Raw genomic sequence first — 16,760 nt, 5'->3', positions numbered from 1 at the left:
TCCGCCTCTCAGAAGTACCAGTCGCCGGTGGGGGCGACGGGCGGTCGGTGGGGAGCGTCGGCCAGGAGGCTGGACACCTCGGCGGACCGCTCCGCCGTCTTGGTCACGATCCCGTCGATGGCCGTCCAGGGGACCGAGCCGTGGACCAGGCACTCGGCCATGCGCCGCTCCTTGCGGTCCGGCTCCTCCGGGGTGTCGTTCCAGAACATGGCCCGCATCAGCTCCCAGTCGACGATGTCGTCCAGGCGCTCCAGGTCGTCGGTCTGGTCGGCGTAGGCCAGCACCGCGTTGCGGTCGGTGACGACCAGCTCGCCGCCGCCGGCGACGAGGCCCTCGATGGTGGTCGTCAGGTACACCAGCATGTCGCTGCCCCCCTGGAGCCCCGGGACCGCGCCCCGGTGGATGACGTACATCATGGGGCTTCTCGGCGCGAAGTAGAAGGGGACGTAGTCGGAAACCACCCCGCCAGGGCCGACGCGCACCTCGGTCTCCCGCCGGTAGGTCTTGATCTCGGGCTTGCCCACCTCGACGCCGGCCACGGTGCCCTGGGCCCGGGTGTCCGACAGGAGCCCGTGCTCGACGATGGACGGGAGGTTGGACTGGTGGGTGAAGTGCAGGATGCGGGTCGACACGGGCGGACCGTTCCGAGAGCGGGCGCCCCCGGCACGAGGGGCGGCGTGCGTCGGGACCACTGGAAGGGGTTGCGCCGGGTCGAGACCCTAGGCGCACGCTGGCCCTCCCGTGCGGGCCCCGCCCGCCTCGGCCGTCCTGCGACACCGGTCACCCCGCCAGCGGCCAGGATGGGGGGATGGCGCGACCAGCGACCCCCCTGCCGGTGCGCCCGGCGGGGCTCCGGCCCGGGAGCGGGCCGTGAGGGTCCTGGTTGTCGAGGACGAGCCCGGGGTGGCCCGCGGCGTGACCCAGGCCCTGGAGGCCGAGGGCTTCTCGGTCGACCACGAGGCCGACGGAGCCGACGGCCTGGCCGCGGCCCGGTCCGGTTCCTACGACGTGATCGTGCTCGACATCCTGCTGCCGTCCCTGAACGGCTACCGGGTGTGCGCCGCCCTGCGGGAGGCGGGTGACTGGACGCCGGTCCTCATGCTCACGGCCAAGGACGGCGAGCACGACGAGGCCGAGGGGCTGGAGCTGGGGGCCGACGACTACCTGACCAAGCCGTTCCACATGGTGGTGCTGGTGGCCCGCATCCGGGCCCTGATGCGCCGGCCCCGGTTCGCCGGGTCCGTGCCCTTCACCGTGGGCGACCTGCGCCTCGACCCGATCCGCCACCGGTGCTGGCGGGGCGAGGTGGAGATCGCCCTCACCGCCCGGGAGCGCGACGTGTTGGTCCAGCTCATGACCCACAGCGGCCAGGCCGTGTCCAAGGCCCGGCTGCTCGACAACGTGTGGGGCGAGGACTTCGCCGGCGACCCGAACATCGTCGAGGTCTACGTCCGGCACCTCCGCCGCAAGGTCGACATCCCCTTCGGGTGCGAGACCATCGAGACCATCCGCAACGTCGGCTACCGCCTCCGGGCCGCCCCGGATCCCGCCCCCCGGAGGGCCCGGTGAGGCTCCGCCGCTCGGCCCGGCTGCGCATCACCGCGGTGGCCACCATCGGCGTGGCCGTCACCGTGGGCGCCGTGGCCCTGTGGCTGGCCGGCTACACCGCCGAGCGCCAGGTGGCCGAGATCGACGGCCAGCTCCGCTCCGACGCCAAGGTGGCCCAGCGGCTGATCCTCTCCGGCGAGCCCATCCCCGACCTGGGGCCCATCGGTCGCATCGTCCAGGTGGTGGACGACGAGGGGGCGGTGATCGGCACCAACGAGGACGGCGAGGGCTACGGGCCGTTGCTGCAGGCGCCGTTCCCGTGGGAGGACGACCCGACCACCGCCCTCACCATCGACGACCCCACCCTGGGGCAGATGCGGGTGTGGGTGACGCCCCTGGTGGGCGACGCGGCCCCGTGGATCGTGGTGGCCCGCTCCACCGACCCGGTGCAACGGTCGACCGACTCGCTGCGGGCCACCCTGGCGGTGGTGGTGCCGCTCCTCACCCTGGTGCTGGGCGGGCTGATCTGGCTGGTGGTGGGCCGGTCGCTGCGCCCGGTGGAGCAGATCCGCTCCACGGTGAGCGAGATCACGGAGCGGGACCTGTCCCAGAGGGTGGTCACCTCGGGCACCGACGACGAGGTGGACCGCCTGGCCTCCACCATGAACGCCATGCTGGCCCGCCTGGAGCAGGCCGCCGAGCGCGAGCGCCGACTGGTGGCCGACGCCAGCCACGAGCTGCGCAGCCCGCTGGCCGCGGCGCAGGCCCTCATCCAGTCCCGGCCGTCGGACCCCGACGAGGCCCGCCGCCACGACGCCATGGCCCTCGACGCCCTGGCCCGGCTCCAGGCCCTGGTGGACCAGTTGCTGGAGCTGGCCCGCCACGACCTGCCCGACACCCCGCCCAGCCGGCCCGTCGACCTGGACGAGCTGGTGCTCCAGCACGCCGATGTCCTGCGCCGGACCAGCGCCCTGGCCGTCGACACCTCCACCGTGTCGGGGGGGCAGGTGCTGGGCAGCGAGGAGGCGCTGGGCCGGATGGTCGAGAACCTGGCCTCCAACGCCGCCCGCCACGCCGGCTCCGAGGTGCGCTTCACCGTACGGGAGGGCGACGGCCGGGTGGAGCTGGTGGTGGCCGACGACGGGCCCGGCATCCCCGAGACCGAGCGGGCCGCGGTGTTCGAGCGCTTCACCCGCCTGGACGACGCCCGGGCCCGGGACCGGGCCGGGGCCGGGCTGGGCCTGGCCATCGTGGCCCGCATCGTCGAGCGCCACGGCGGCACCGTGGAGGTCGGCACCGGCCCCGCCGGCCGGGGTGCCGCCTTCACCGTGTCGCTCCCCTCCACCGGCGCCGGCTGACGGGCCGGCGGCGAGCGCGGCTGACGGGGCCAAGCGACAGGCGCCGGGGCTGGCCGACGAGCGGCGGCGGCGGGACCGGCGGCGGGCGCCCCTCGGCGGGGCCAGTCGGCGCCGTTCGACGGGCCGATCGACGAGATCCGCCAGCGGGCGTGCCGGCGGGCATCGCCGGCGACGCGTCGCCGGCGGGACCGTCGCTCAGGGGCCGAGGTGGGTGGCCACCAGGGCGGCCAGCTCCCGGTCCGGCGAGGTGTGCCGCGCGTAGAGCGGGGTGCACGGGATGCCGGCCAGGTAGACGGCCAGCTCGACGTGGTCATGGACGCCGAGGCGGCTCCGGCGGTGGGCGGCGAAGTGGGTGAACTCGTTCATGATGCCGATGACGCTGCGGCTGGCGGTGCGGGCGTAGCGGGGCCCGGTGGTGGCCGCCACCTCGGTGGCCACGAACCGGGCATCGGTGCCGAGGGCGTCGAGCACCCGGCCCAGGGCGTCGGGGAGCCGGTCGGCCACGGTCCGGGCCGGCGCCAGGGGTAGCAGGACGGGCAGCAGCGTGGCCTCGTTGACGAACAGGGCGACCTGCGGCTTCCACGGCAGAGAGGTGGCGTACCAGTTGCCCAGCACGTTCGTCGGCTGGTCGACGGGGTCCTCCACCGCCGCCCCCACCCGTTCCAGCAGCTTCTTGGTGGCGTGGACGGTGAACATGCGCCTCCGAGCGTCGCACCCCGACGGGACGGCGACACCTTCTGGGGCGAGGTCGGATCCCTCGGTCGCCCCCGGGGAGGGGTCGCTTCTTGCGTTACTTATCGTTATTCGATAGATTCCTGCCGTGACTCGATCGAAGGAGATGCCGTGGGACGCCTGATGGTCCTGGCGCTGCGCGCCGTGATGGCGATGATGCTGGCCGGCTCGCTGTTCGTGCAGGTGGCGATGGTGCCGCTGATGGCCATCGACCTGGAGGAGGCTGACTCGGACCTGGCGCACCTGCAGATCCCGTTCGCCGTGGTCATGATCCTGGTCATCCTCACGGCCCAGGTGACCCTGCTCTGCGTGTGGCGGCTGGTGACGATGGTGCGCCGGGGGACGCTCTTCTCGCCCGACGCCTTCCGCTACGTCGACGTCGTGATCGGCGCCGCCGCCGCGGCCGCGGTCCTCACCTTCGCCCTCGCCGTCATCCTCGCCCCGGGCGAAGCCATCGCCCCTGGTGTGGTCCTCCTCGTCTGCGGAGGGACCGTGGGAGCCGTCGGGATCGGGCTCATCGTGCTGGTGATGCGGACGCTGCTGGCCCAGGCCATCTCCCGTGAGGCCGAGGCCCACGAGCTGCGGGCCGAGCTGGACGAGGTCATCTGATGCCGATCGTGGTCGACGTCGACGTGATGCTGGCCAAGCGCAAGATGTCCGTCGGCGAGCTGGCCCAGCGGGTGGGGATCACGCCCGCCAACCTGGCCGTGCTCAAGAACGGTCGCGCCAAGGCGGTGCGCTTCACCACGCTCGCTGCGCTGTGCGAGGTCCTCGAGTGCCAGCCCGGCGACCTGTTGCGGTGGGAGGCGCCAGATCGACCGGAGGGCTCCTGACGGGGTCCGACCCGAGCGGAGGCGTCGCCCTCCAGGAGGGGGTCGGCGGACCACGTGCATCGGCCGGGTGACCACGAGCCCGCGCGACACTGAGCCCGGCCGACGAGGCGGGGAGGACGAGAGCGATGGACGCGGAGGAACGGAGAGCGATGAACGCGGAGGAACGGAACCGCATCATCCGGTCGATGGTCCAGCACGAGGACCAGCTGCGCGACCACCGACTCGGCTGGCTCCTGACCCTGAACGGGTTCATGTTCGCCAGCGTGGGGTTGGCCTGGCAGCACCCCGAGACCGGGGGGCTCCTCGCCGGCCTGGCCGGCCTCGGGGTCGTGGTGGGGATCAGCGCCGTCGCCACCATGCGGGTGAGCGACGAGGCGATCAGGCACCTCGACGAGCTGTCGGCGGCCGATGTGATCGACGGGCAGCCGCCGCTCCCGCCGGTTCGGGCCGTGGACAGCGCCCACTTCCGGGGCTTGCCGGGCTGGGAGAGGTACCTGCCGCACCTCTACATCTGGAACCTCGTGCCCTGGGCGCTCGTCCTGGCCTGGGCCGTCGTGCTGGTCGCCCTCGTCCGGCGGTAGCGCCGGCGACGACTCGACCATCGGCGGGTGTGTCAGGGGCCCGGGCGTGGGCAGCGGAGGATCCCGGGCCTCGTCGAGGCCCCCGACCCTGGAGGTCGACCATGGAACGCCACGCACCCCGTCCGTCCAAGGAGCATCGGGAGGTCGCCCGGGAAGCCGGAGTGGGCCAGGTCTCCCTGGTCAGCATCATCGCCGGGGTGGTCACCGCCTACGGCACGTTCGCCGTGGTGGCCGCCGTGGTCGGCGCCCTCCTGGCCGCCGCCGACGTCGACACCGAGTTCCGGACCGACGACTGGACCAGCAGCGGGGCCGGAGCCAGCCTGGCATCGGCCGTCGCGCTGTTCGTCGCCTACCTCTTCGGGGGCTACGTGGCCGGCCGGATGGCCCGCCGCGCCGGCCTCCTCCACGGCGCGGCGGTGGTCGTGCTCAGCCTCATCATCGGGGCGGTCGTCGGCGCGGTGGTGAGCTTGGGCGACAGCAGCGCCATCGAGGACAACCTGCGCAGCATCGGCGTGCCCACCACGACCGACCAGATCGAGGACGTGGCCGTGGCCGGCGCCCTGCTCTCGTTGCTGGGCCTGGTGGTCGGCGGCCTGCTCGGCGGCGTGCTGGGCGAGCGGTGGCACACCAAGCTGGCCCGGCGGTTCGCCGATCCCGAGATCGGGCCGGCGGCCGAGGCCCGGGCCGAGGCCGACCGGCTCGACCGTGAGCGCGACGGCCGCTTCGACGATGCCGTCCTCCGGCACGACGCCGGAACCGAGCGGGTTCGCGCCACCGCGGTCGACAGCGACGCCCCGGCAGCGGGGCGGGACGACGCGGCCCGGGGCGACGTAGGCCAGGACGGCCCCCCGGTCATCAACCCCGAACCGCCGTCTCCCCGACGCTGAGGCCGGCCCCCATCTCGGCCGGGGCGGCCGCGCCGTCATTCCACGACGCCCTGGTGTCTGGTCCGGATGCGTCGGTCGGGCCAAGGCGGTGCGCTTCAGCACCCTGGAGGCCCGGGCTCAGCCCTCCTTCACCAGGGCGACGAGCTGGTCGAGCACCGTGCCCCAGCCCTCGTGGAAGCCCATCTCGGCGTGGCGGGCGCAGACCGCCGCCTCGCTGTGCAGGGCCACCACGGTGTAGCGGGTGCCCGACGGGGTGGGCTCCAGGGAGATGATGGCGGTGAAAGGCGAGGTCCTCGGCCGCCTCGGGGCGGAAGCCCGGGCCCAGGGCCGAGGTCCACGTCAGGCGCTCGTTCTCGACCACCTCCAGGAAGCAGCCGGCCCCGTCGGACTCCTCGCCCTCGGGCGAGCGCATGACCGTGCGGAAGATCCCGCCCGGCCGCAGGTCGATCTCGCAGGCCGACGTGGTGTACGGGGCGGGGGCGAACCAGCGGGTGAGCAGGTCGGGCTGCGTCCACGCCGCCCACACCTTCTCGGGCGGCACGTCCACCTCCCGTGCGAGCACCAGGTCGAGGTCGGGGTTCGGCGTGAAGCCGGTCGGGAGGGTCACTGCGGTCGCTCCTTCAGGAAGGTGTCGAGCTGGTCGAGCCGTCGGGTCACTGGTCGTGCTGCACGGCCATCCAGCCCTGCGCGGCCTGCAGGGGCGTCTCGACCAGGTGCCAGGTCCGCACCCGGCCCCGCTTGTGCGAGCGGACGACACCGCTGCGCTCGAGGACGTCGAGGTGCTGGGTGAACGACGGGAGGGCCATGGCGAAGGGGCGGGCCAGCTCGCTGGTGGTGGCGGGGCCGCGCCCCAGCCGCTCGACGACGGCCCGCCGGGTGGGGTCGGCCAGCGCCTGGAACACCAGGTCGAGCTGCCCTCTCGATCGCTTAGGCATATGCCTAACTGTTCCACACCGGAGGGCGCCGGTCAACCAGGCCGTCAGCGACCGGGCAGGTCGAGGAGGGCGGCGGCATGGCGTCGAAAGCGTCGAACCAGATCACGTTGACGCCGAGCTCGGCCAACGTCGGCACCTGGAGGGCGTGGTGGATCCCGAGGAAGCGCTCCCGGGCGGCGCGGGCACGGACCGGGTCCGCTCGTCGCCGTCGACCAGGGCGGCGTCGTCCAGACGGGGCAGGAAGGCGTAGTGGCGGGCCGGGTGCTGCCCCGCCCGCCGATCTCCAGCAGGCGGCGCAGGTTCGCGTCGGTGAGGAGGGACTCGAACCCCCAACCTTCTGATTCGTAGGTCTGTTTCAATGTATTTCCGCCACTTACCTTCAGAGCCGTTTCTGACCCCTGAGCAGCCGATTCGGGCTATCCCGAGCGACCGCCAGAACCCTTGAGTAACCCGGTTAGTCCGAGTTTGCTTCTCACCCTGCTTCTCACGGCGGACCCACTGGAGCCCACCCCCCCGTCAGACGCTCTGGAGCGATGCTCGGTCCACGTAGACCCCGTGACGTGCGAACTCCTCGGGGGTCTGCTCCCGGATCGAGGGGTGCAGTCGTTCGTAGGGCGAGACGACCCAGCCGGGAGCGTCGAGCTTCCATCGAGCACCACTCGTCCAAGCCGGTGCCGGCCAGTGGCGAACAGACGACACCCAATCGACAGCAGCGGCGATGAGCGCATCCCACCGAAGGTCTCCGGTCGTCGGAGGCTCCTCCTCGACGGCGGCGCGGCTCATCTCGGGGTCGAAGGCAGCGAAATCGTCGACGAACTGGACGACCTCACGAAACGCCGCGGCGTGCTCGGCAGCCATCAGGCGATGCCGCACCCGCTCGGCGAGGGCCGTCGGCGTCGCCATCCCGCCAGGCTTCTGTCCAACAACCGGCATGCCCGAGGACGGTAGCCACGACCCTGGACGTCAGCGCAGGCCGTTGAGCGAGACGAGGAGATCGGTGAGGAACATGGGCCGAATCGTCAGCCGGCAAGATCGACGTTCACCCACTCATTCACTCGATCCCTGATCGACCGCTCGATTGTGAACATGTCGAACGGCTTGTACAGGTGACCTATCACATCGCTCGGCAGAGCGGCGAGCCTCTGCTCCTTAAGAATCAGGGTTCGCTTGCGCCTGGCCATCATATAGCCGAGCTCCAGAGCAACGTTCGGGTTGAGGGGCTCTGCGTCGATGTCTTCGAATACGGCGATGCCGAAGCGACAGCCAAGGGCGTACACCTGAATGTTGGACCAAAGCTCGTCCACGTAGGCCTTGTCATCGGCCCGGACAGCGTCGTAGCCGTTGGCAGCCAGGCTCGCTCTAATCGTCTCGATAATCGCACGGTGCTGGGCAGTCGGCTTGAAGCGCATCATCACGAACACGTTCCGGTCAAACGTTGGGTGGTCAGCTAGGAACGCCCTCAGGGGCGTTTCGAGATGAGTGAGCCCGGTGAGGTCACCTAAGGCGCCCAGAGCGATAGCTCGCTCGATATCCCGAAGAGCACCGTCAGCGATGGCTTGAACGACAGCTCCTCGATCCCGATGATCGTCCTGGAGAACAACGCTCTTCGGTGCCGCCAGGGTGCCAAGTGCCGGTCCGCCCTTCCGCAGCTGCACCTCGTTCTGCCACACGTCAGGTGGCTGATCAGCGTCAGGTAGGTCGTTCCAGATCGAGTCAGGCAGGCCGCCCGGTGATGGAAGGAAGACCGCCGTCATTACATCTCGTCCGAGGATCACGTAGATCGAGAACGGCCGAAAGAGAAATGACACCTCCCGCCGTAGGCCTCGTCCGACAAGGAGCGCTTCCAGGCCGTCAACGACCTCGTCGATGAACTGCTGACACTGACGCTCAACGGCACCGTCCATGTTGCCGCCATGCATGCAGCTTCTCTCCCAATCAATCGGCATCCAAGGAGCCTTGCATGAAGCGACCGCTCCCTGAGGGACGAAGCAGTCGTCGTGAGGAGCGCCAGGCGACGGGGACGAACCGGGCTCATCGAACTGCGAGGGTCCTCACCAGCGTGGTCGTCAGCTGTCCTCCACCGACATGGCGGCCAACGGCCGCAGCTAAGCCTGGAGGGACCGCCAGAACCCCTGAGTAACCCGGTTGGTCCGAGTTTTGCTTCTCACCCCGCTTCTCACGCAGTGGTCGTTGGTGGCCGGGGGATGACGGCGAGGAGCGCTGGGAGATCGATCATGACCGTGCTCCACAGCACGTCCAGGTCGATGTCGAAGTAGTGGTGGACCAAGCGGTCCCGCATGCGAGCGGCGGCCGACCACGGGACCGTCGGATGGTCCTGCCGGGTCGCCCCCGTGACCTGCTTGGCCGCCTCGCCGACGATCTCGACCAGCTTGGTCAATGCCAGTCGCAACATCTCGTCGTCATCGAGGTCGGAGCGGGATCGTCCCTCCACGAACTGCATCGCCGTCTCGGCCGCCTCGATGAGGTGCCGAAGGCGAGCATCGTCGTCAGGCGGCATACAGCGCTCGGGCGGTGTCGCGGACGGTGTCCCGGAAGTACCGGCTCAGGTCGGCGTAGGTCCGAAGATCGACCTCTCGGCCCAGAAGCTCGCCCAGGTCGATCTCCATGGCGGCAAGGCCCAGGAGTCCCGGCGTTCGACCACGTTCGAACTCGACCAAGAGGTCGATGTCGCTGTCGGGCCCGAAATCGTCGCGCAAGGCGGATCCGAACACCGCCAGATGCCGGATCCCATGACGCGACGCGAAGGCGGCCACCGCCTCGTCGTCGATACCAAGCCCTGGGCGAATCTGCATACCTCTCATCATCGCCCACAGACCGCACCTGGTGGGCGCTGCCACGTTCCGGACACGACTACGGCGGCGATTGCCACCAGAGCTACAGGGTCGCCGGCCCGAACGGACGAGCAGCTAGGCAGACTTGACGGCTCGGTCCAAGTACCCGGCAACCTTGGCATCGAACGCCTCGTGTGCCGCCAACATCGCCATCGCGCCGAGAACTCCGGCCTTGGTGCCGAACAGCTCCTTGAGGCCCCACCCGGTGCCCAAGGTCACGATGGCCTTGGCGGCGACTTTGGTGAGATTCGACGTCTCCATCCTCCTACTTCCGATCGCGAGGCGGATGAGGGTCGTTGCCTGGCGCCACCGTGTCGGAATCGCGGATGCGACCGTCTCGGCCATGGATCACAACCTCGCCACCGCCGAGGTTCTGCACAATCTCACGCGCTCGGTCGATGGCGTCGGCTTGGGTGGGAGCGACGGCTGAGGCGCGGTCCGCGCTGGGGGCGACGACCTGCCAGCCGTCCTCGTGGGGGGTCACATGTCGTTCATTGCTGGGCGCCACGGCGAACTCCTTCGGATCTTGGTCGAGGCTGTCCACGACCTCTCCAGTATGAGGAGAAGGTGTGACAGTGAGTTCGACCCCGATCATCCTCAGTGAGGCACCCCCCACCGCCGGCGACTCGACCGAGCATTTCGCTGTCACACCTCCGCTGTACCTTCGTTGCCGTGCAGCGCCCACGCTGCTGCCTGGACGACCGAGAGGCGATCATGGGTGCCGAGTCCGATGTGAGACGTCACCGGAGCGCGGTACTCGACCTCCAGAAGAAGATCGGCCAAGAGTCGACCAAGGTGGCGACGGCGCGGAAGAAGGCAGCCAGCGCGCTCCAGTCGGCACAGCGAGCGACCTCGGCCTCCACCCAGACGAGCAGGTACCGAGAGGCCGAACGGGAGAACGAGAAGGCGAACAAGGCTGAGGCCGAGCGGGCCAAGCTCGAAGGTCAGCTCGCTGCGCGCAACAAGCAGCTCTACGACGCGGAAGCAAAGCTCATCAAGGAACAGGCCGCTACCCAGCAGCGGAACCTTCGACAGCTTGACGATGCCATCCGACGTTCCGAACGACAGTTCCGACCCACCCGGCCAGCCATACGCCCCGCGCCACCACTCAACACCCGCCTCTCCGCGACCGCCCCCGACTGCGATCTATTCGTCTCCCACGCATCGGAGGACAAGGAGGAGATTGCCCGTCCGCTGGCTGATGCGCTTATCCAGGCTGGGTTGAACGTGTGGTTCGACGAACTCACGCTGCAAGTCGGCGACAGCCTCCGACGAAAGATCGACGATGGCCTCGCCCGTTCGCGATTTGGTGTGGTCATCCTGTCGCCACACTTCTTCGAGAAGGAGTGGACCCAGATCGAACTCGACGGCCTCACGGCCAAGGCCACGACCACCGGGGAGACCGTCATCCTGCCGATCTGGCATCACCTCTCGAAGGACGACGTACTGGCACGCAGTCCATCCCTTGCCGGGGTGAAGGCCCTGAACACGGCCCTCATGACCATCGACGAGATCGCCGAGGCCCTGGTCGTCCGCGTCCAAGCGTGATCCGAGCACCTATTCAGTCACACCGCCACTGGCCTGCAAGCCCGTCGGTGGCCTGCAAGAGTCGAAGCAACGATCACCGGTGGGCGACAGGCACCTAGGAAGAGTGCCTACTTGCGAAGGCGGCCCGTCGAGCGGAGCCAGGCTTCGACGTCGGGCCAGTACCAGATGCGGATGCGGCCCCACTCCCGAACCGGTGCGGGGAAGTCGGGATGGCGGGTGCGCCAGGAGTGGACCTGCTGGTAGTGGGCCAGGTCCACGCGGTCGGCGATGTCCTGAGCGAGCACCAGGTCGTCAGCGTCGATCTTTCGGCCCATGCGAGCGACACGCTACGCGCCGATGCTTGACTATTGGGATACGCAGTGGTACTGCTGGGTGGGCCGCCGCTCTGGCGGTACACAAACCGATGAGTGGCCCCGGCGCAGCCCTAACTGCCCGGGGCCGTGGCCGGAACCCCCGAGGAGGTCCCGACGATGGCTGACGATACGCGCCCACGCCCAGGAGGTGTGGACGACACAGAAGAATCTGGAAGTCCTGTCCCAGACGGCGAGAGCATCACGGTCGACGCGGCAGTGCTCTCCCGGCTCCGCCGCGAGGTCAGCGATCTCCGGCTGCAGATCGAAGAGGGGGTGAGGACGCGGCAACTCGTCGTTGTCGATGATGCCGGCGTGGCTCGCGCTCGCATCACGGCGGAGTCGGGTGGGGACTGTGGCTTCGTCCTGCTCGACGAGGACGGCTTCGAGCGCATCCACCTCGTCTCCAAGCCCAACATCGGGCTCATCAACATCGCCGGCCGCCCCCCGGGGGACGAGGTGACCCAAGTCGAGATGTTCGCCCTCGACGCCGAGGACAGCGACAGCATCTACATCGGTGTCGAGCTGGTCGACAGAGGCAACAGCATCGCTGGCTTCGCCATGCACGAGGGAGAACCGGGCCGCTTCTGGACGATTGACGACTAACCCACCCTGCGCTCACAGGCCAGGGCGCCAACCCGGCACGAGGCGCCCGCTCAAGATCCCAGCCTGCGTCGCAGGCCAACGTCGGGTGACGACGACAACGCACCTCATCGAGGGCCACCGCCGACATAGCGGTGGCGGTCGAGCCACTCGGCGATCTCATCCGGATCGAACCGAATGAGGTGGCCCCACTTTATGAAGGGGATGCGTCGTTCATGGATGAGGCGACGGACGTGACGAACGTCCACACCGAGCGTCTCGGCGACCTGGGTGACGTTGAGCAGTCGAGGTAGGTCCTTCGGCGAGGACGGCAGGCAGGGCTGGGACATCGTTGCCCCTTTCAGGTTGGCGATCGGTCGGTCCGACGGCGGGTCGCCGGCAGGTCCGGCGAGGGCTCATCAGTGAGCTCTACGACTGAACCCACGCCACTAGGCCGGTCTCGTTACCGATCTCTCTCACCTGATCCGAGGTGACGCCCACCCGTCCGTTGCTGCGTCGTGGCCTTCGGCTCGGATCGGCCTCAAACACGACTCGATCGCCGCCAACGAAGCCCTCCGCACTCAAGCACGACCTACCCATCACGACCCCAAGAACCCTGACCACTGCACCCCGCCAGTTACCGGCCATCACGAAGTCCTGGACCAGCCCCACTGATCCGTAGGACACCTGGACCCGATGAGGAACATGATTGCAACCGTTGGTTGCGGGACCTTGCCCGGGACGTCGTGATGGCCTGGTTCCGGCGCATGGGTGTCGACGAGGTCGCCTACCACCAGGCGACCATCGTCGGCCGGGCCGACGACCACCCCGGCCAGGCACTGGACTACTACGGCACCCGAGGTGAGACGCCCCTGCGGTGGGGCGGCGCCGGAGCCGCACGGCTCGGTCTGCACGGTGAGGTGACCGCCGAGGCGTATGAGGCGGCGTTCGGGCCGGGCGGGTTCCGCGACCCGGCCTCTGGGGTACGGTTGGTGAGGACGAAGCGCCCGGGGTTCGAGTTGGTCGTGAGCGCGCACAAGTCCGTCGCTGTCCTCGGGGTGATCGATCAGGCCGACACCATGCACGCCCTCTTGGATGTGGAGACCCAGGCCACGATGGACTGGCTCGATGACTGGTTCCAACAGCGCGGTGGTCGTCGGGGCCGGGCGCAGGTCCGCACCGGCACGGGCGGTCTCGTCTATGCCCGGACGCGGCATGGCACGTCCCGGGCCGGTGACCCCAGCCGCACGATCACGTCCTGGTAGCGAACGTCGTCGAGATGCTCGATCGCACCGGCGGCTACAAGGGCCTCGACAGTGCGTCGCTCCGAGACACCGTCGAGGCGGCCACGATGGTCGGCCGTCTCCACTCCGCAGCCCGAGCGGCCGAGATGGGGTTCGTGATCGCCCCTGATCCGGGGGAGTCGGGGAACCTGCGCCACTGGCGCATCGTGGGCATCCCTGACGAGGTGTGCGAGATGTTCTCGAAGCGCAGCGACGAGATCACCGCCTACCTAGCCGAGTCCGGTCACAACGACAGCCACCGGGCCCGATCGGTGGCCGCCCGGCAGAGCCGGGCGGTGAAGCGCCACACCGGCATCGACCAGCTCATGCCCGTGTGGTGTGCCGAGCTGGAGTCCATCGGATGGACTGTCGAGCGCCTCACTGCCGCGCTCGATGCCGCACGCACAGAACCGGGCCTGCCGGCGCTGCTGTCCGAGCAGAAGGTCGAGGACCTTGCGGCCGAGGTCCTGCATGTCGATGGCGATCTGATGGCCAAGCACAAGGTCTTCACCGGCACCCACCTCGTCGCCGCGGTCGCGCCTCTGCTCTACGGCCACGATCCGGCCGAGTTGGACCGGGTCGTCGCAACCATCCTCGGTGGGCGTCACGTCGTTCCGCTCCTTGGCTCCGGTGCGGTTCATGAGCGGGCCTACGCGACGGTCGAGGTTCTGGCCACCGAGCAGGCCATCGCGGATGGCATCGAGCGTCTCACCCGCCAGCCTGGCCCCGCTCTTCCCGAACACGACATCACCAACGCCTTCGTTGCCAAGGGTCGTGAGATCGGCCGGTCGCTCACGCCAGGCCAGTGGGACGTCGTCGAAGCCGTCTGCGGTTCCGGGCGGGCGGTCGAGGTCATCGTCGGGGTCGCCGGCTCAGGGAAGACCACCGCCCTGGACGCCGCCACCACCGCCCTCGACCGGGCCGGCTACCGGATCGTCGGCACGTCCACCTCGGGTCAAGCGGCCAGGACCCTCGGCGCCGAGGCTCACATCGAGTCCCGCACCATCGCCTCGCTCCTCTGGCGCCTCGACAACCACCAGATCGTCCTCGACTGCCACACGGTCCTGATCCTCGACGAAGCGGCCATGACCGCCGACCGGGAGCTCCACCGGGTCATCGGTCATGCCGAACAGGCCGGGTCGAAGCTCGTCCTCGTCGGCGACCCCCGCCAGCTCTCATCCATCGGCCCCGGTGGCGCCCTCGCCGCCCTCCTCGAGCGCCACCCCGAGGTTCTCACCACGCTCGGCCAGAACGTCCGCCAACGCGACCCGGCCGAACGCCGCGCTCTCGCCCAGCTCCGCAACGGGGATGTCCATGAAGCGATCGACTGGTACCTCGGGCGTGGTCGCACGTCCCTAAACGCCAACCGCACCGACGCCCTCATCGAGATGACCCAAGCCTGGGCCCGGGACGTCACGAACGGGCACGACACTGCGTTGCTGGCGTGGCGCCGGGACGATGTCCGGGACCTCAACCGTCTCGCCCGCCAGCACATGCACCGATCGGGACGACTCTCGGGACCCCACGTGGTCGCTCCCGGGGGGCGGGCCTACGCCGCCGGGGACCAAGCCGTCGTCCTCGCCCCACTCCCCGACCACGGCCTCGTCACCAGCCAACGCCTCACCATCACCCGCGCCCACCCCCAAGAACACGCCCTCGAAGCCAAGACCACCGACGGCCGTCGAGTCCTTCTCACCGGCGACGCCATCGACAGCCAGCACCTCGACCACGGCTACGCCCTCACCGTCCACCGCGCCCAAGGCGCCACCTACGACCACGCCCACGTCCTCACCAACGGCGGCGTGGAGTTCCCCCGTTCTTCCGGACACCTACCGTTCGCGGCTGAGGCCGCGGGAAGGAGTCCGTCATGCCGCCTCCGCATCCGCCGGAGTTCCGTCGTCGAGCTGTCGCGTTGGCCCTCGAGGTCGACGAGGACGGCAACCGCAAGCACCCTGTGGCGCAGCTCGCTCGGGATCTAAAGATCTCCGAGTCGTGTCTGCGGAACTGGGTGGCCCAGGACCAGGTCGAGACCGGCGAGCGGCCCGGGTTGACCAAGGCCGAGCGGGAGGAGCTGGTTCGCCTTCGCCGGGAGAACAGGGTGCTCAAGGCGGAGCGTGATCTGCTCTCTCGAGCCGCGGCCTTCTTCGCCCAGGAGAATGTCCTGCCGCCTCGGCAGTGACGTTCGCGTTCATCGACGCGGAGAAGGCCACCAACCCGAACCTGAGCATCGCGTGGGCCTGTCGGACCCTCGGGGTGTCGACCAGCGGCTTCTATGACTGGCGCCGGGCCCAGGCCCAGCCGTGCCGTCGGCGCTGCGCCGACGCCGAGCTGACCGAGACGATCATCGAGATCCACCGCCAGTCCCGGGGCACCTACGGCTCGCCGAGGGTGCACGCCGAGCTCCGGTTGGGCCTCGACATCAGAGTCGGACGCAAACGGGTCGAACGCCTGATGCGGGCCGCAGGGATCACCGGCGTGACCCGCCGACGCCGCAAGTCCAGCCGCGCCGCCGACGCGGTGTCCTCCGATGACCTGGTGGCCCGCCGGTTCCGACCAGACGGGCCCAACAAGCTGTGGGTCGCGGACATCACCGAGCACCCCACCGCCGAGGGCAAGGTGTACTGCGCGGTGGTGATCGATGCTTGGAACCGCCATGTCGTCGGACACTCCATCGCCGATCACCTCCGCGCCGAGCTCATCATTGATGCCCTCGATGCGGCCTGCTGGCGACAGCGCCCCGTGGCCGGTCAGACGATCCACCACAGCGACCACGGCTGCCAATACACGTCATGGGCCTTCGGCCAACGACTCCGCTCAGCGGGCCTCCTCGGCTCCATGGGCACCGTCGGCGACGCCCTCGACAACGCGGTCGCCGAGAGCTTCTTCGCCACCTTGCAGACCGAGCTGCTCGACCGGCACCGCTGGGCCACTCGAGCCCAGCTGGCACAAGCGATCTTCGAGTGGATCGAGGTCTTCTACAACCAGCAACGCCGCCACTCAACCCTCGACATGCACCCGCCCATCACCTACGCCGCAGCAGCCCACACCGGCTCTGCGGCATGATCCTGACCACCACACCCACCCCGTCCGGACAAGCAGGGGAACTCCAGGCGGCCGAGAACTCGTCTACGTCGCCCTCAGCCGCGCCCGCAACGGCACCACCCTCCACGCCATCGCGGATGACCTCCCCCAACTCCGCCACGACCTCGCCACCGACTGGACCACCCCCACCCACCAACGCTGGATCACCGATACCACGCAGCCTCGTGGG

At 69.6% G+C, this 16,760-nt stretch carries 21 protein-coding genes and 1 pseudogene; 11 read left to right on the top strand and 11 right to left on the bottom strand.

The window, feature by feature from the left end; translation table 11 throughout:
- Nucleotides 1-8: 8 nt before the first annotated feature.
- Nucleotides 9-632 carry a DUF4433 domain-containing protein gene (locus VEW93_10805; protein HYI62278.1) on the bottom strand — a complete coding sequence of 208 codons (624 nt, stop codon included), beginning with the start codon at nt 630-632 and terminating at the stop codon, nt 9-11.
- A 238-nt stretch (nt 633-870) separates the two neighbouring features.
- Between VEW93_10805 and VEW93_10800 the strand changes: the two genes are divergently transcribed.
- Entirely contained in the window at nt 871-1,569 is a 699-nt protein-coding gene (locus tag VEW93_10800) for a response regulator transcription factor (GenBank protein HYI62277.1), read from the top strand.
- Nucleotides 1,566-2,906 (top strand): HAMP domain-containing sensor histidine kinase, encoded by a 1,341-nt coding sequence (locus VEW93_10795; GenBank protein HYI62276.1) that lies wholly within the window; start codon nt 1,566-1,568, stop codon nt 2,904-2,906. Before VEW93_10800 ends, VEW93_10795 begins: the two co-directional genes overlap by 4 nt.
- A gap of 195 nt (nt 2,907-3,101) precedes the next feature.
- On the opposite strand, the gene VEW93_10790 is transcribed toward VEW93_10795, so the two are convergent.
- Entirely contained in the window at nt 3,102-3,602 is a 501-nt protein-coding gene (locus VEW93_10790; protein HYI62275.1) for a hypothetical protein, read from the bottom strand.
- A 147-nt stretch (nt 3,603-3,749) separates the two neighbouring features.
- Between VEW93_10790 and VEW93_10785 the strand changes: the two genes are divergently transcribed.
- From VEW93_10785 to VEW93_10770, 4 genes are all read left to right on the top strand, one after another.
- Entirely contained in the window at nt 3,750-4,247 is a 498-nt protein-coding gene (locus VEW93_10785) for a DUF2975 domain-containing protein (GenBank protein HYI62274.1), read from the top strand.
- Complete coding sequence (locus tag VEW93_10780) at nt 4,247-4,471, top strand: helix-turn-helix transcriptional regulator (protein ID HYI62273.1); 225 nt, start codon at nt 4,247-4,249, stop codon at nt 4,469-4,471. Before VEW93_10785 ends, VEW93_10780 begins: the two co-directional genes overlap by 1 nt.
- Before the next feature lie 185 nt (nt 4,472-4,656).
- Nucleotides 4,657-5,052 carry a hypothetical protein gene (locus VEW93_10775; protein ID HYI62272.1) on the top strand — a complete coding sequence of 132 codons (396 nt, stop codon included), beginning with the start codon at nt 4,657-4,659 and terminating at the stop codon, nt 5,050-5,052.
- A 101-nt stretch (nt 5,053-5,153) separates the two neighbouring features.
- On the top strand, nt 5,154-5,939 hold the full coding sequence (locus VEW93_10770; GenBank protein HYI62271.1) for a TIGR04086 family membrane protein: 786 nt from the start codon (nt 5,154-5,156) through the stop codon (nt 5,937-5,939).
- A 117-nt stretch (nt 5,940-6,056) separates the two neighbouring features.
- Here VEW93_10770 and VEW93_10765 read toward each other — a convergent pair.
- The 7 genes and pseudogenes from VEW93_10765 to VEW93_10735 all read right to left on the bottom strand — a co-directional run bounded on the left by VEW93_10765 (nt 6,057) and on the right by VEW93_10735 (nt 10,071).
- Nucleotides 6,057-6,224, bottom strand: a pseudogene (locus tag VEW93_10765) (SRPBCC domain-containing protein).
- A gap of 368 nt (nt 6,225-6,592) precedes the next feature.
- Complete coding sequence (locus VEW93_10760) at nt 6,593-6,874, bottom strand: metalloregulator ArsR/SmtB family transcription factor (GenBank protein ID HYI62270.1); 282 nt, start codon at nt 6,872-6,874, stop codon at nt 6,593-6,595.
- 516 nt (nt 6,875-7,390) lie between these two features.
- The gene (locus VEW93_10755; GenBank protein ID HYI62269.1) at nt 7,391-7,777 is read right to left on the bottom strand and encodes a hypothetical protein; all 387 of its coding nucleotides are present in this window, start codon (nt 7,775-7,777) and stop codon (nt 7,391-7,393) included.
- A gap of 116 nt (nt 7,778-7,893) precedes the next feature.
- Complete coding sequence (locus VEW93_10750) at nt 7,894-8,820, bottom strand: hypothetical protein (protein HYI62268.1); 927 nt, start codon at nt 8,818-8,820, stop codon at nt 7,894-7,896.
- A 230-nt stretch (nt 8,821-9,050) separates the two neighbouring features.
- Nucleotides 9,051-9,392 (bottom strand): HepT-like ribonuclease domain-containing protein, encoded by a 342-nt coding sequence (locus VEW93_10745; GenBank protein HYI62267.1) that lies wholly within the window; start codon nt 9,390-9,392, stop codon nt 9,051-9,053.
- Nucleotides 9,382-9,687 carry a nucleotidyltransferase family protein gene (locus VEW93_10740; GenBank protein HYI62266.1) on the bottom strand — a complete coding sequence of 102 codons (306 nt, stop codon included), beginning with the start codon at nt 9,685-9,687 and terminating at the stop codon, nt 9,382-9,384. Before VEW93_10740 ends, VEW93_10745 begins: the two co-directional genes overlap by 11 nt.
- Before the next feature lie 114 nt (nt 9,688-9,801).
- Nucleotides 9,802-10,071 (bottom strand): hypothetical protein, encoded by a 270-nt coding sequence (locus VEW93_10735; protein HYI62265.1) that lies wholly within the window; start codon nt 10,069-10,071, stop codon nt 9,802-9,804.
- A gap of 327 nt (nt 10,072-10,398) precedes the next feature.
- On the opposite strand from VEW93_10735, the gene VEW93_10730 reads away from it, so the two are divergent.
- Complete coding sequence (locus tag VEW93_10730; protein ID HYI62264.1) at nt 10,399-11,274, top strand: TIR domain-containing protein; 876 nt, start codon at nt 10,399-10,401, stop codon at nt 11,272-11,274.
- A 107-nt stretch (nt 11,275-11,381) separates the two neighbouring features.
- On the opposite strand, the gene VEW93_10725 is transcribed toward VEW93_10730, so the two are convergent.
- Nucleotides 11,382-11,588 carry a hypothetical protein gene (locus VEW93_10725; GenBank protein HYI62263.1) on the bottom strand — a complete coding sequence of 69 codons (207 nt, stop codon included), beginning with the start codon at nt 11,586-11,588 and terminating at the stop codon, nt 11,382-11,384.
- 351 nt (nt 11,589-11,939) lie between these two features.
- Here VEW93_10725 and VEW93_10720 point away from each other — a divergent pair, with 351 nt between their 5' ends.
- Nucleotides 11,940-12,230: a hypothetical protein gene (locus VEW93_10720; protein ID HYI62262.1), complete on the top strand. Its 291-nt coding sequence runs from the start codon at nt 11,940-11,942 to the stop codon at nt 12,228-12,230.
- A gap of 104 nt (nt 12,231-12,334) precedes the next feature.
- Here VEW93_10720 and VEW93_10715 read toward each other — a convergent pair whose 3' ends face one another.
- The gene (locus tag VEW93_10715; GenBank protein ID HYI62261.1) at nt 12,335-12,556 is read right to left on the bottom strand and encodes a helix-turn-helix domain-containing protein; all 222 of its coding nucleotides are present in this window, start codon (nt 12,554-12,556) and stop codon (nt 12,335-12,337) included.
- Nucleotides 12,557-12,973: 417 nt separating this feature from the next.
- Here VEW93_10715 and VEW93_10710 point away from each other — a divergent pair, with 417 nt between their 5' ends.
- The 3 genes from VEW93_10710 to VEW93_10700 all read left to right on the top strand — a co-directional run bounded on the left by VEW93_10710 (nt 12,974) and on the right by VEW93_10700 (nt 16,552).
- A complete protein-coding gene (locus VEW93_10710) occupies nt 12,974-13,471 on the top strand; it encodes a relaxase domain-containing protein (protein HYI62260.1) in 498 nt (165 codons plus the stop codon).
- 14 nt (nt 13,472-13,485) lie between these two features.
- Nucleotides 13,486-15,468: an AAA family ATPase gene (locus VEW93_10705; GenBank protein HYI62259.1), complete on the top strand. Its 1,983-nt coding sequence runs from the start codon at nt 13,486-13,488 to the stop codon at nt 15,466-15,468.
- A protein-coding gene (locus VEW93_10700; protein ID HYI62258.1) for an IS3 family transposase occupies nt 15,357-16,552 on the top strand; the annotation gives its coding sequence in 2 pieces (ribosomal slippage) (nt 15,357-15,624 and nt 15,624-16,552; 1,197 coding nt in all). Before VEW93_10705 ends, VEW93_10700 begins: the two co-directional genes overlap by 112 nt.
- The last annotated feature ends 208 nt before the right edge of the window (nt 16,553-16,760 follow it).

Source organism: Acidimicrobiales bacterium (assembly GCA_035630295.1).
Classification (GTDB): Bacteria; Actinomycetota; Acidimicrobiia; order Acidimicrobiales; family Iamiaceae; genus Iamia.
The sequence above is the reverse complement of the archived record's forward strand: the minus strand, read 5'-3'. Positions and strand labels throughout refer to the sequence as shown.